Annotated in this window: 15 protein-coding genes; all 15 read left to right on the top strand. The window is 40.0% G+C overall.

The window, feature by feature from the left end; all coding sequences use genetic code 11:
- Positions 1–285 precede the first annotated feature (285 nt).
- A complete protein-coding gene (locus tag AC5V8P_RS15565; RefSeq protein ID WP_064795945.1) occupies positions 286–825 on the top strand; it encodes a CueP family metal-binding protein in 540 nt (179 codons plus the stop codon).
- A 287-nt stretch (positions 826–1,112) separates the two neighbouring features.
- Positions 1,113–3,176, top strand: coding sequence for a methyl-accepting chemotaxis protein (locus AC5V8P_RS15560; RefSeq protein ID WP_064795946.1), 2,064 nt, complete (start codon positions 1,113–1,115; stop codon positions 3,174–3,176).
- 311 nt (positions 3,177–3,487) lie between these two features.
- Positions 3,488–4,627 carry a site-specific tyrosine recombinase/integron integrase gene (xerA, locus tag AC5V8P_RS15555; protein ID WP_081276742.1) on the top strand — a complete coding sequence of 380 codons (1,140 nt, stop codon included), beginning with the start codon at positions 3,488–3,490 and terminating at the stop codon, positions 4,625–4,627.
- A gap of 142 nt (positions 4,628–4,769) precedes the next feature.
- Complete coding sequence (locus AC5V8P_RS15550) at positions 4,770–5,510, top strand: toll/interleukin-1 receptor domain-containing protein (protein ID WP_064795947.1); 741 nt, start codon at positions 4,770–4,772, stop codon at positions 5,508–5,510.
- Positions 5,511–5,709: 199 nt separating this feature from the next.
- On the top strand, positions 5,710–6,276 hold the full coding sequence (locus AC5V8P_RS15545) for a hypothetical protein (RefSeq protein WP_064795948.1): 567 nt from the start codon (positions 5,710–5,712) through the stop codon (positions 6,274–6,276).
- Positions 6,277–6,548: 272 nt separating this feature from the next.
- On the top strand, positions 6,549–6,641 hold the full coding sequence (comI, locus tag AC5V8P_RS15540; protein WP_007431380.1) for a competence inhibitor ComI: 93 nt from the start codon (positions 6,549–6,551) through the stop codon (positions 6,639–6,641).
- A gap of 362 nt (positions 6,642–7,003) precedes the next feature.
- Complete coding sequence (locus AC5V8P_RS15535; RefSeq protein ID WP_064795949.1) at positions 7,004–7,906, top strand: HNH endonuclease signature motif containing protein; 903 nt, start codon at positions 7,004–7,006, stop codon at positions 7,904–7,906.
- 277 nt (positions 7,907–8,183) lie between these two features.
- Positions 8,184–8,645: a GNAT family N-acetyltransferase gene (locus AC5V8P_RS15530; protein WP_196771816.1), complete on the top strand. Its 462-nt coding sequence runs from the start codon at positions 8,184–8,186 to the stop codon at positions 8,643–8,645.
- 237 nt (positions 8,646–8,882) lie between these two features.
- Complete coding sequence (locus AC5V8P_RS15525; protein WP_231116768.1) at positions 8,883–9,212, top strand: DUF3024 domain-containing protein; 330 nt, start codon at positions 8,883–8,885, stop codon at positions 9,210–9,212.
- Positions 9,213–9,409: 197 nt separating this feature from the next.
- A complete protein-coding gene (locus tag AC5V8P_RS15520) occupies positions 9,410–10,222 on the top strand; it encodes a class I SAM-dependent methyltransferase (protein WP_064795950.1) in 813 nt (270 codons plus the stop codon).
- A gap of 257 nt (positions 10,223–10,479) precedes the next feature.
- Positions 10,480–10,947 carry a DUF2691 family protein gene (locus tag AC5V8P_RS15515; RefSeq protein WP_064795951.1) on the top strand — a complete coding sequence of 156 codons (468 nt, stop codon included), beginning with the start codon at positions 10,480–10,482 and terminating at the stop codon, positions 10,945–10,947.
- A 222-nt stretch (positions 10,948–11,169) separates the two neighbouring features.
- The gene (locus tag AC5V8P_RS15510) at positions 11,170–11,667 is read left to right on the top strand and encodes a P-loop nucleotide/nucleoside kinase family protein (protein WP_064795952.1); all 498 of its coding nucleotides are present in this window, start codon (positions 11,170–11,172) and stop codon (positions 11,665–11,667) included.
- Positions 11,668–12,039: 372 nt separating this feature from the next.
- Positions 12,040–12,132: a competence inhibitor ComI gene (gene comI, locus AC5V8P_RS15505; RefSeq protein WP_007431380.1), complete on the top strand. Its 93-nt coding sequence runs from the start codon at positions 12,040–12,042 to the stop codon at positions 12,130–12,132.
- Positions 12,133–12,493: 361 nt separating this feature from the next.
- Positions 12,494–13,393 (top strand): GIY-YIG nuclease family protein, encoded by a 900-nt coding sequence (locus AC5V8P_RS15500; RefSeq protein WP_064795953.1) that lies wholly within the window; start codon positions 12,494–12,496, stop codon positions 13,391–13,393.
- Positions 13,394–13,560: 167 nt separating this feature from the next.
- Positions 13,561–14,055, top strand: coding sequence for a DUF6933 domain-containing protein (locus AC5V8P_RS15495; RefSeq protein ID WP_064795954.1), 495 nt, complete (start codon positions 13,561–13,563; stop codon positions 14,053–14,055).
- Positions 14,056–14,406 lie beyond the last annotated feature (351 nt).

Raw genomic sequence — 14,406 nt, 5'->3', positions numbered from 1 at the left:
TAGAATCAATGCTCAAGTTCTCAAAATCAGGTTCTACTCTGAAATTGTAGCATATTTATAGTAGGATATAATCTATTCATAACCTCGTAGTTGCAGAGGGCACTTCAGTATTTTGCATTACTCCATGCTGTCTATGTTGTTTTGCTTCTGGGTCTAATGTGATGCCAATACGTCTGGATAAACAAGCAAAGATGTGAATATCTGGTGACTTCATTGCCGTATTTTGTCCGTTACGGCGCATTCTCTATTATAATGATTTAAAACGGACAAGGAGATGAACTCCAGATGAAAAAAGGAATTTTGGTCGCTTCAGGGTTGGTTGTTGCGGCATTAGGCACGTACCTGATTGCAGGAAATATGCAGAAAGAAGGAGCGGACAAGCTTGGGACAACAGATATCAAGCAATTGGTGCATGATTTCAGCGCAGGCAAGGCAACAGGACAATCCGCTTCCATTAATTCCAGTCAGTTAATTGTTAATGGAGGCCATACACAACCCATAACTTATGATTTGCCTGACAACGAGTTTTTTGTTTCGATTGCGCCATATGTAGACCAGACCCACCCTTGTGCAACTCATAGTCTAACCGGCTGCCAAGGTGAAATAAAAAACGGAGAATTCAATGTGACCGTTCACGACTCCGGAGGGAATGTCATTATGGAGAATGCTGCTATGAAATCACAACCCAATGGTTTTATTGATCTATGGCTACCAAGGGATAAAACCTACCGCATTAGCGTCAATCATGAAGGTAAAACGGCTGAAACGGAATTCTCTACATATGAGAAAGACGATACATGTATTACAACGATGCAGCTAGGCTAACGACAGAGAATAAAGGGTTTGAGCTTACTTGATCGCTCGTACACTTTAAGTCCGCAAAACCCTACGTTCTCATACATAGCTTTTAGTAAAGAGCCTGCGCCTGACGGAGGCTCTTTGTGCTACCCTAATCTTTTGCTAGAGTTACCGAACAGGTTGGGAGGAAATCTATGAGGAATCAGATAGCAAAACCTTAAATTGTAAATACTAAAAACCTATTAAAACAGCTGCGAATTTCCGACATATTATCTAAGAGCTTTTCGCTCAATATTCCTCGGGGAGATGGCAGCATGTCACAAAATATGAAGAAGCGCGAATTCAGATCATCCAGTATCGCTAACACATTGGCTATGGTCTTGTTAGTCATTATCGTTGTCGTCTTTGCAACCTTGGGGACGTTCATGTATGCGAGCACGCAAAGCATGCTTGTCAAGCAACAAGAGGCCATGCTCCAGACCAAGACGCAGGCCACTGTCAGTCAATTTGACGCATTATTTAAGGAAAAGGGCTCGCTAGTCAAACAAATGTCAACCAACACTTTGTTTAGACAATATATAGAAACCACCGAATCAGCAGAGACGGTGAAAACTTCCCCACATGCTGCGGAAACTGAAGCGACTCTGGCAGCCATTGTCAAGGAAGAGCCATCTTTTGCCGACGCCTGGATTGCAGGGATACATGGCAAAGGCTTCTTTCTTCAGAATGATGGTGCTTCTTCCAAACCGGATTTCGATATCCATACACGCCCATACTTCAAGCCAGCTGTTGAAGCAGATGGCTTATACTACTCAGAACCCTATAAGGACGTCAACTCGGGGAATGTAGTCATGGGCATTTTCTATCCGATCAAAGATAGCAGTAATCAATTAATCGGATTTGCTGCTGTCGATATTGCTTTCAAAGACATTCCTGCTGTTATGCAAAGCTATTCGCTTGGAAGCACAGGCTATTCGATCCTTGCGTCCAAAACAGGTGATATTTTGTATCACCCTGATCAAAATAAAGTGCTGAAAGAAAAGATTAACGAAAGCACAGGTGATCTTGGCGAGATCGGTAAGAAAATGGTTGCTGGCGAGTCTGGAGTACAGCTAATTAATGATAATGGCGAACGTCGCTATATCGGGTACGCAACCAGTAAAGATACGGGGTGGTCCGTAGGCTTAACCATTTCTGAACAAGAGGCGCTCTCAGAATTAAGAACCTTTACCTGGATTACAATTGGCGGTTTTGCCGCAGCCACCATCCTGCTGGTTGTAATTTGTTATATATCGCTCCGTTACCTGCTGAGATCCATTCCGAAATTGCTCGCCAAAATCAAGCTGATTGAAAATGGAGATTTGACCGTTCAGTTTGATACGAATTCCTATAACGAAATCGGGCAAATTTCTCAAGGGGTTTACAATATGGTTCAAAAAATTCAAGGCATGCTCCAAATGGTGGGAAATTCAGCTCAAGTCTTGAATCAGTCTTCTCACGATTTGCAATCCATTTCTTCTAGAACCGCAATCACGATGAACGATACTGCGACAGCAATTAATGAAATTGCCAATGCGACAAACTACCAATCCATCGAGACGGATAACATTTTACAAAAAACCGGAGCCTTATCCGGCCAAATTGACGAAATTGCCAATGATACCAAAGCCATCGAATCGATGGTACAAACTTCGGCCGAACAAAGCGGACAAGGACTTGCAGTAGTAGACCAGCTATCCAAATGGGCGGAGGAAAATCATAATTCCACACAGGCGATGTCGGCTATTATTCAGGATATCGATCTGAGCCGTCATGAGATTTCAGGCATTGTGGATACGGTCAACCAAATTGCAACACAGACCAACCTGCTGGCGCTCAATGCTTCCATTGAAGCTGCACGTGCAGGAGAACAGGGCAAAGGGTTTGCTGTGGTTGCCGGAGAGGTTCGCAAGCTGGCTGAGCAGACGGCGCTGGCGACACAGGAAATCTACAAGAAGGTCCGTGTCATCGAAGAAAAAACCAGTGTATCGGTTGAGCATACCGTTCACGGTCTGAAAATCGCAGAAGAAAATGCGAGATCGGTAGAGGACACGAAGCAAGTGTTCTTTAGCATTAACAAGGATTTGGAAGATTTGAAATTACGAATGATCCAGATCAGCACCAACACCTCCAAAGTTCACAAGCACAAAGATGAGATTTTGCAGGCGCTAGAAATCATCTCTTCCACCACCGAAGAAAATTCAGCTTCAACCGAAGAGGTCAGCGCCAGCACACAGGAACAATTGGAGAGCTTCGATCAGGTTGCTGAACTATCCAAACAATTAAACCAATTGTCCACTAAGCTGCAAGACGAATTAAAACAGTTTAAAGTTGAGTAACAAGTCTACTAGGCATGATTTTAACTAAATATACAGCAAAGCCCGCGATCAGCGCGGGCTTTTTAGCGGCTTATCCTTATTTTCTTAATAAAATAATCAGGCTATTCTTTTGTTTCTTCGGTGATGTGACGGAAGAACTGGACAAGTAAAGGCAAGACACTTTATGATGATGAAAATTGGACTTAATGGATCAATAATTCACTCTGAAAGAATCAGGGAGTTAAGATGAATATCCATCTTAACTCCCTTTTTTTGTGTAAAATTAGATTTCCAATTTTTTGAACGGCTGATATACTAAGGAGGCAAGTGAGATGAAGATAAACCTACTTTATCGGGATGAAAAAACGATCGGCGTACGGTTGGAGCGATACGGAGTCAAGGAGCGAGAAGGGATTCGATCCATACCAGGCAGGAAATGGGCTCCAGACGAAAAAATATGGACCATTCCTTGCAGTATCTTGGCTGTAGAAAGCATGTTGGAAGCGTATCGGAGCTGCAAGTTCGAGTGCGACGAGCGCTTGAATAAAGAGCTGCCGTTCATTCGGGAATGGCTGGATCGGCGGGACACGCAGGCTAATGCGGTTCCCTCTTCTTCGGAACGAGGTGAATGGAACCCGGATCAGCGGCAAGAAATGCGCGATGCATTGGTGGCAAGGGGCTACAGCAGCAAGACGATTAAAGCATACATATCGCAAACGGAACGCTTTTTTGCAAGATTGCAAGGGACCGAAGCAAGCATAAATGATGCGACGGTGCAAAAATATGCGTTGGCGCTGCTCGAAAAAGGCCTTTCGCACGCTTATGTTAACCAAGCGATCAGCGCGCTGAAATTTTACTTTCGCCATGTGCTAAAGCAGCCCAAATCCGCCGCCTATGTTCGTCCGAAAAAGGAGAGTAAACTGCCAGATGTGCTGTCCCTGAATGAGGTTATGCGTCTGTTGAAAGCAGTGAAAAATCTAAAGCATAAGGCTATTCTGTACCTGACGTATACATCCGGGCTGCGGGTAAGCGAAGTGGTGAGGTTGCGTCTTGAAGACTGCGACCGTGAACGGAAAGTACTGAAAGTTCGTCAGGGAAAGGGCAGGAAGGATCGGCAAACGCTGCTATCCGAAGCGGCTTTTGCGGTGGTCGAGCAGTATATAGGGGTGGAGCAGCCAGCAGACTGGCTGTTTCCAGGGCAGAGGGAAGGCCGCTACCTGACGGAACGTTCAGCGCAGAAAGTGTTTGAAAAAGCGCTGGCTGAAGCTGGCATTCGCAAACAGGTGAGTATCCATTCGCTAAGGCATTCCTTTGCGACCCACTTGCTGGAGAATGGGATTGATCTTCGCTATATTCAGGAACTGCTAGGGCATCAGAGTGTGCGAACGACGGAGCGGTATACACATGTGAGCAGACGGGACATTGGGCGGATTCAAAGTCCATTGGATCGGATGAGCGGGCTGGAGGATTGAAACGCAGAAAGTGCGGGAATAAGGAGAAAAGTGCAGGATTCACGAAGTTCGTGAATATGACGAAGAGAACATTTTTTCTGAAGTTCGTAAATAAGACGTTATCTGAAATCGTGGCGAAGATAGAAAAGGAGAGGGCTTGTTGATGCTATATTACGGTTCATCAGTTTTTATTAAAGCTGGGAAATTCAAAGGCCGAGTTGGTTATTTAGATGATGACGATTTTAGAGATTCAGGTAAGCATATTGGATATGTGTGTATGGGTAGTCCCCTCTATGCTAATGAATACGAGATTCCAGTGAAAAATTTAAGGGAAGTTACAACAAAAGACTTATTAAGAAGACAAGGTGAAATAGAACAGATATTATTTGATATAAAATATTCAAAAGTAAAAGTAAAGGATGAGAAAACTAAAACAGATTTGCTAACGGAATTTATATTTATTGAATCATTATTTTCGGATAGATATTTTAAAACGAGGTTATTATCAAATAGCAATGGAAGAAAGGTCTTTATCTCACATTCTTCTAAGGATAAAACCATTGCTAGATTAATAGCAACTGATTTAGCCGAAGCAGGATATAATCCTTGGTTAGATGAATGGCGTATTAAAGTAGGGGAGTCAATTCCGAGAAGTATAAGTATTGCTTTGAAAGAAAGTGAATATGTTTTGGTGATTCTATCAAAAAACTCTGTAGAATCAAGATGGGTTCAAGAAGAATGGTACTCTAAATATTGGGATGAGATCGAAGCTGGAATGGTGAAGGTTGTCCCGATATTAATTGAAGATTGTCAGATTCCCGAACTATTGAAGACAAAAAAATATGCTGATTTTAGGGAGGAATATAGTAGAGCTCTTAGAGAACTTCTATTAGGATTAAACTAAATTGAATTATTTATGTATCTCAGAGAAGACCTCGACATCAGATAACATGATATTCAAGCTACGACTCTTATGGAGCCTTGGTCTGCGAGATGAATTTCAAGGAGGCATTTCAGCAGACACATCCGACATTCGTCGGACGTCATGAATACAGGAACGTTAAGTGAAATTACTAAACTCTTATTTACGGAGGCAAATAATCATGTTTATTTCAAAAGACCAACAAGAAAAAATAATGCAACTGAATCATGTACTTGGAATGAAGCATCGAAGTTATCCTTTTGATTTTAATAAGAAGGAAGATTGGATAGAGGCAATTGAAATGGTTACCGCCGAGTATATTGATTTTTGCGAATATTGGAGCAGGCTTTCGGATTTGAACTCAAACTTAGATGAAAGTCTTGAGTGTTTTTATCCAGCTAGTTGGATGGAGATAACACAAGAAGGGCATATCAATGATGATGAATTAGATGAAGCAATTGACTCAGTGAATCATGCTGAAAATGCTTTACGTGTATTGATGGATAGAGCAGAAGAGAAATGTAAAGAGATATGGCAATTAACTTTTGACACTCAGCAAGAAGCTGTCATTACATACTTTTTAGGAGAAGAAGTTACTTGCAGTGGAGATGAATTAAAAGAAATTTTAGAGGACTATATTTTTGAATTGGCAACTGAGATAGAGTACACAGGAAATGTCCAAAATTCTGCACAAGAATTTTCAAGAAATTTGAAACACAAAGTTGAAGTCAAGAGATCAAACCCGTAACTTCACTTAACATAATATTCAAGCAGCGGCTCCTCACAGAGCCTTGGTCTGCTGGATGCATTTCGGGAAGGTATTTCAGCAGATACATCCGACTTCGTCGGACGCCATGAATACAGGAACGTTATATGATAGAAATGATGGGCAACAAAATAGAAAAGGGAAAATGCAAGAAAGCAGATAAGAACGCTTGTGCGCAGATGTAAGAACAGGTAAAATATAGATACAATTGAATCTTGGGTGGGTATGGTTTCCCTTCGAAAGGAGGTGAAACCATGGAAGTGAAAGATGCGATGACTCTAATGCTGTTATTCGGAACATTCATTCTTGCACTTTTAACGTATATCAATAACAACAAGAGAAAGTAAAAACCCACCCCAAGGTTGACAGCCGAAGGTGGGTTTTTGTCCTAACTTGACTTAAGAAGGGATTAACCATCCAAGCCAATTGTATTGACCAAGTGTTCGCAGCACTTGGTCTTTATTAATAATATGATAACACATTTGAAAAGATGAATCAAAATAAAGAGAATAATGATAAAGAGCAGAATAGTAAGCAATTTCGAAGAAGCATTTCCATCATATAACATAATATTTACGCTGTGGCTCCCTTGGAGCCTTGGTCTGCGGATGGATTTCGGAGAGGCATTTCAGCAGACAACCCCTTCGGGGTTCGTGAATACAGGAACGTTATCAGAAACCGGCCAAAGAAAAGAGGATAAATAATTCAAATGAGAAAATCTCCAAAGAGAGAATTAAAAGAAATCTTAATACAAAAAAATGCAGGTGTTTGTTGCGTATGTAAGAAAAGAGGACAGGGATTTCACTTTCATCACATTGATGGTGATAATTCTAATACAGTCGAAAGCAATTTGGCTGTTCTATGCGTAAGAGATCATGATTCTCATCATAGACCACAGTTATATGATGAGAATCATACTGAATTAACAGAATCAGAAATTCGAGATTTTAAAATATCTTGGGAAGCTTTTGTTCATGAAGCTTCCCAAGATAATACAAAAGTGCTTGCGGTATTAAATGCTTATGGAGATTATGATAAGGTTCACTCCCTAAGACTAATCTTTCAATGGGAAAACGAGAAAATTGAATTTGAACGTGTTTATCACTTGCTAGATGGGCCAATGGATAAATTAATAGATAAAGTTCTAGAGGAAATATCATGGTTAGGTAAAGAAATTAAATTAGTATTAATTGATAGTCCTTTAGAAATTGAATATTGTCCATGTTGCAATAATAGTTATAGCAATACTATTAATGGTGGTCTTGTTAAGAAGTTAAACAGTAGATCTTGGGAACAGGATTCGATTTGTACAATTTATATCAATCCTGAACAACCATCATTAGCTATAACTATGTTTTTACAGAATGAAATAATCTATTCTGGAAGTTTACATCGATGCAAGAACCAAACACTTCATTTTGTTTGTGATAATTTTGACGAATCTATATTTATCGATTCAGTACCAAGTGTTAGAGCACAAGCTACAAAATTAATTAAAAAAATAATAAGAGATTGGGAACCGGGAAAAATATTTATTGGTACAGGTGATCCTGATAACCCCCAAATAATAAATGAAATGATTTTACCCCGTTGCTGGGAACGTAAGAAATAAATATTTAATGTCTGAAGGTATATTCTAAAGTAGTGCCGGCATCTGATAACAATTTATTCACGCTTCGGGGCACTCGCCCCTCGATCCAGCAGGAGTTAGTAGTGGATTCAAGGAGCAATTGGCAGTAGCAAGGAAGCATATCCAGCTGGACACATCCGCACCGACTAACCGCATCGCGGTCGCCCCTAACGGGGCTTAAGTTGGTGGGACGTCGTGAATACAGGAACGTTATGTGCAATACCGCTAGAGCAAATTCATCAAAGAATAGGAGAATAATATGATCCAAATTTTTGATATTAGAGAAAAACCAGAATTGCTAACGAAAGCAGTAGATTACTTTTGGAAACAATGGGGTTCAGATTCAAATTTCAATTTCTATCGAGATTGTATCGAAAGATCTTGTGAAACACAGAGTAATATTCCTAGATTTTATATAGCGGCAGTGGATAACAAGATCATCGGATCTTATGCACTGCTAAGAAGTGACTTGAATAGTAGACAAGATCTCTTTCCTTGGCTTGCTTGTCTTTTTGTTGAACCTGAATTTAGGGGGAAGAACATAGGGACTCAACTTCAGAATCACGCAATAGACCAAGTAAGGCTTAAGGGATATGAAAAACTATATTTGTGTACTGATTTAACTGATTATTATGAAAGGAATAACTGGAGGCACATCGGTAAGGGATATTCAATAAGTGATGATGAAACAAAAATATATGAGTACCAGATAAGGAATTAAGAGATTAGTAGGTATAGCTTGGTAGAGCGGTACAGCACATAACACAATATTCACGCATTGGGCCATTCGGCCCACGGTCCACCAGAGGCATTTCATTGGAGAATTTCAGGTGGACACATCCATTCTCTAAGATAGGAGCTATCTAAGGGGAACGGACGTCGTGAATACGGCAACGTTATGAGACATCATTGTGATATAAATAGAGTAAAACGGATCAAGGCAGGAGAGACAGAAACCATGGATGACTTTACGAAGAAGCGGATTATGAAGATCATGGACAAATACACAAAAAATGCAATACCAGAACATGTGAAAAGCCAAATAAGAATTAGTTATAAGATCAGAGGAAATCACGTGACATTGATCGAAGAAAGACAAGGATTCAAAAGTGATCAATGGGTGCAGAAGCCAGTAGCTCAGTTTAGATTAGGTGAAAATGAATGGAAAATATATTGGCAGGATAGTAAAGGGAAGTGGCATTTCATAGATGATATCGAACCGAATGAAGATTTTGAAACACAGTTAAAGATTGTGGACGAAGGGCATAACGGACTATTTTGGGGTTAATTCGAAGAGGTCAATGACATCTCATAACATAATATTCACGCTGCGACTCCTTTCGGAGCCTTGGTCTGTGGGATGGATATCGGAGAGGGATTTCCTCAGACAACCCCTTCGGGGTTCATGAATACAGAAACGTTATCGGAAATTAATGCAAATCTGAAATGCTCAGATATAAATATCTACAAAGAGAAGGTGTCTTCATGGACAAGAATTCATTAAATAGAAGAAACATTATTGTTGATGGGGAAAATGGTGTCGGCAGCTCGGAAGACTTAAAAAAGAATGTTGTTCATAAAACAAACAGCCTATATTGGGATACCAAAGGCAATGACTTCTTAAAAGCAATCGTGCTCCCCAATTATGGAGCATTTATCTCAGAAGAAAAGTGCCAGCTCTTTGGTGATATCTCAGGAAAAAAACTGCTGGAGATCGGCTGCGGAAATGGTCAATCCTTGCAATATCAAGGGGAACGAAACGTATCTGAACTATGGGCTGTGGACATTTCAGAAAGACAAATTGAAAAGGCAGCGCAACATTTGAAATCATGTGGAATAGCAGCAAAATTGATATGTTCTCCCATGGAAGAAGAATGCGGCATCCCGACGGATTATTTTGACTATGTTTATTCAATTTATGCCATAGGTTGGACCACCGATCTTGAGGGTACCTTTCGACGAATATCTTCTTACCTAAAAAAAGACGGGCTATTTACTTTCAGTTGGTCTCACCCTATACACAGATGGGTCACTACAGAAAATGATAGGTTTGTAATTAATAAGAGTTACTTTAATGAAGGGTGGTATCCGGTAGCAGTTGATGAAGGTGAGCTATTGTTAGCGGACCGTATGCTATCAACCTATGTAAATGCGCTTGCGAAAGCAGGGTTTGTAATTGAGCTAATGATTGAGGAATCTGATCATGAGTTTATGCAATCGCGGGATGATAACAGCGATATGGCAAAAAGAGCAAAAATGCTTCCAGTAACTTTTGTGATAAAGGCCAGAAAACTATAAGATATAAAAACAAAAGCGAAACTGACTCCAAGATTTTTAGAGATTCGAGGAAGGTATTGACATCCGATAACAAAACATTCACGCTGTGGGTCGCTGTCGCGCCCCTTGGTCCGCCCGAGGATTTTCAGGGAAGATGAACAGGCGGACAACCCTGCACTGCCAAACCGCATCGCGGCCGCTCGCGTTGGTCGCTTAAGGCAGTGAGGGTTCGTGAATGCCTGAACGTTATCAGAAATCAGCGTGAAGTGGGTGAATAAATGAATAGAGGCATAAGTTTTGAAATTCCAAATTCTTATGGAAACCATCTTGGAGAGATTTTAAAGCCAATAGATATAACTACTTTCAGTTGGTTTATTGGTGGAGAAGAGTCATATTTTATTGTTGATGATACTTTAGGGGGTAGTCTCTTTCCAGACATGGTTACTGGAATGGATGGAGAAGATCTTAAAAAGATTATTGATTACAACAAGTACTACTTAATATTTGCGAATTTAAAGGCGTATCCAAAAGGAGCAAATATAATAGATGTAATGTCATATGAAGAATATATTGCGAGTGAGTGTCAGATTATTCTTCTTGTGATTGATAGCGTGTACATAACAGTTTACTGCAAAGACCTTGAAAAACTTGAGGACTTATATGATCACATAAAGAGAAAGGGATATAAATCTCTGGAATATATAACTGATGAAAATGATACAAGGACAAGACTATCAGTTTGGTGATTAAAAACAAAAAATGATTGTTGTAAGTAATTCAAGGAAGACGCTGAAATCGGATAACATAATTTTCAAGCTGCGGCTCTAATGGAGCCTTGGTCTGCGCAATGAATTTAGGAGAGGCATTTCAGCAGACAACCCCGTTGGGGTTCATGAATATAGAAACGTTATATGAAATCAGCGCAAATCCGAAATAACCAATTGCCTTTCTCGAAGGAGATGAGCTTATTGCTCTATATATTTAGTGGACTGCCTGGTACCGGGAAAACCACATTATCATCGGCTTTAGCGAGAGAACTAAGTGCTACGTATCTTCGAGTCGATGTCGTAGAGCAGGCTATGCGGGATGTTGGAATAGCCGTTGAAGGACCTGAGGGCTACATTGTGTGCTATGCAATTGCAGCGCAGAATCTTCAGTTGGGCCTAGATGTAATTGCAGATACAGTTAATCCTATCGAAATCACGCGCCATGCTTGGCGCAACGTAGCGGATTCTCTGGGAATCCCTTTTGTTGAAATTGAAGTGATTTGCTCTGACGATGACGAACACAGGAATCGAATAGAAACGCGCGCAGTTGATATTCCAGGCTTTATTCTACCGACGTGGGAGCAAATCAGAAATCGAGAGTATGATGTTTGGGACCGGGACCACATAGTCATAGATACAGCACATCAAACTGTGGAAGAAAGCTTAAATACATTATTCAAACAATTGGAAGATAGATGAAATCCTTAAACTTATGGAGGTAATTATTTGTACAGGTATATCAAGGAAGGCAATGACCTCATATAACACCGCATTCACGCTGCGGGACGCTGTCGCGTCCCTTGGTCCGCCCGAGGGTTTTCGAGGAAGAGGATCAGGCGGACAACCCTGCACTGCCAACCGCATCGCGTCCGTTCCCTTCGGTCGCTTAAGGCAGTAAGGGTTCGTGAATGCCATAACGTTATATGATAGAAATGAAAAGCAGTATGATCAAAAGAATGAAAATACAATAAAACAGATAAGAACGCTTGTGTGTAGATGTAAATACAGGTAAAATATAGATACAATTGAATCTTGGGTGGGTATGGTTTCCCTTCGAAAGGAGGTGAAACCATGGAAGTGAAAGATGCGATGACTCTTATGCTATTATTCGGAACATTCATTCTTGCACTTTTAACATACATCAATAACAACAAGAGAAAGTAAAAACCCACCCCAAGGTTGACCGCCAAAGGTGGGTTTTTATTCCGAAAGCTTTAAGAAGGGATAAACCATCCAAGCCAATTGTACTGACCAAGTGTTGACGCACGTGGTCTTTCTTTAAGAATATGATAACACATGAGAAAAGATGAATCAAAGCTAAAATAAATAATTGAAGTGAAAAAGGACAGGTTAGTAAGCAATCTCGAAGAAGCATATCCATCATATAACGCAATATTCAAGCAGCGGCTCCTTTGGAGCCTTGGTCTGCGAGAAGGATTTCGGAGAGGGATTTCAGCAGACAACCCCTTTGGGGTTCATGAATATAGAAACGTTATGAGAAATCAAATTAAAGGGGAAACCAAGAGTGGGAAAAAAACTAACTATATTTCTTGTGGATGGGTCAGAAACAGGGCCTAGAACAATTGAAATCGGTAATTGGTCAGGTAAGGCTTTATATTCACAGCGTTCTTCTTTGCCTAAAATCATAGAGCGACCCGAATTTAATAGACCAGGAGTCTACATTCTAAAATCTTTACCTAACAACGGCAACTATAATGAACGCATATACATAGGTGAAGCAGAGAATCTTAAAAAGAGATTAAAGCAACACTTAGCGGATTCAGATAAGGATTTTATCGAAATTGTAGCCTTTATAAGCAAGGATGAAATGCTTACTAAATCTCATATCAAGTATTTAGAATCTCGAATTATTTCTTTATCTAAGGATGCGAAAACAGCCGAAATTGATAATGCTGTACAGCCTGAGTTAACAACTCTCCCTGAAGCTGATATTTCAGATATGGAATACTTTTTAGAGCAGATGAAGTTGATTTTTCCAGTAGTTAATTTTATGTTCTTGGTTCCTTCTACCCTTAAACAATCAAATGATAATGTAATTTCATCACCTCCGGTTAGTAGTGATATCATATACACGCTAAAAAGCAAAAGAGCTTCTGCTAAATTGATAGAAACTGAAAAAGGCTACGTAGTTCTATCTGGATCTCAAAGCTGTAAACAGACATCAAGTTCAATTTCCGAGGGATGGATCAAGCAGAGAAACAAATTGATAGAAACTGGAGTTCTGATTGACGGCGGGGAATTTTATATATTTAATGAGAATGCGATTTTCTCCAGTATCAGTGCAGCGACTGCTGTAGTATTAGGCCGTCAAGCAGCAGGCCCTGTAGAGTGGATAGATGTTAACGGAAGAACGTTTAAGCAAAATCAAGAAAAGAAATTTGAAAGTGAAAGCAATGAAGAGTAATTTGACATCTCATAACAGAATATTTAAGTAGCGGCTCCGATGGAGCCTTGGTCTGCTGGAGGAATTCGAAAAGGAATTTCAGCAGACAACCCCTTCGGGGGTCATGAATACAGAAACGTTATCTGAAAGCATTGCAAACCTGTAAATCAATAACAAGGAGAACAATAATGTACGTTATAAGAGCGACACAAAAACTGCTAAAAGAAATGGATTGTAAAGTACAAAAAACAGATATATCTGTTCCGTTAAATACATGGCATGCAAATATGTTCACTTTGAATAGAAGAAAAACAATCGTATTTATGAATGACTTATCAAGATTAAGTTTAACGGTCGTAGGAGTTAAAAAGGCACAATTAAAAAATGTAGAAGAGTTATTCGTTAATGAACTAAGAAATTATTTAATGAGTGAGGAAATCGAAGAAAAAGTAATCAGCAGGTATATCGAAGAAAATGAAGGTATGATTATCACAACTACTAATAATCGAAGTGTGATAGGAACATTAAATGAAATTATCTATACGATGAAAATCATAGAGCGAGAATTTGTTGAAGGAATAGAAAGAAATCAATGGAATAACCGATTCATCTATAAAGCAATAAAATATGAGTATCCCATCGAGGTGTTTAAGAAGGCGATGGAAGAAAACTACAGAGGATAATGAAAGTAAGCGCAAAAAAACAACGGAATCAGATAACATAATATTCAAGCTGCGGTTCCTGATGGAGCTTAGGTCTGCGGGAAGGATATCGAAGAGGGAATTCAGCAGACAACCCCTGACGGGGTTCATGAATACAGGAATGTTATGGGAAATCAGTGCGAATCATCGTAATATCAATACAAACAAAGGAGAATTTATATGCACTCTGAAAAGACCCGTACAGCCTGTCAATAGAATGTAAAGACATTATCCTTCGCGAATATCAATTAGGGCGTGTCTTCAAACTTAAGCAAGCCACACTACAATGGATGCCAAGGTCAAAAATGCCTTGAACGTACACGCTAATTTATC

The organism is Paenibacillus sp. N119s (genome assembly GCF_059447605.1).
The sequence above is the reverse complement of the archived record's forward strand: the minus strand, read 5'-3'. Positions and strand labels throughout refer to the sequence as shown.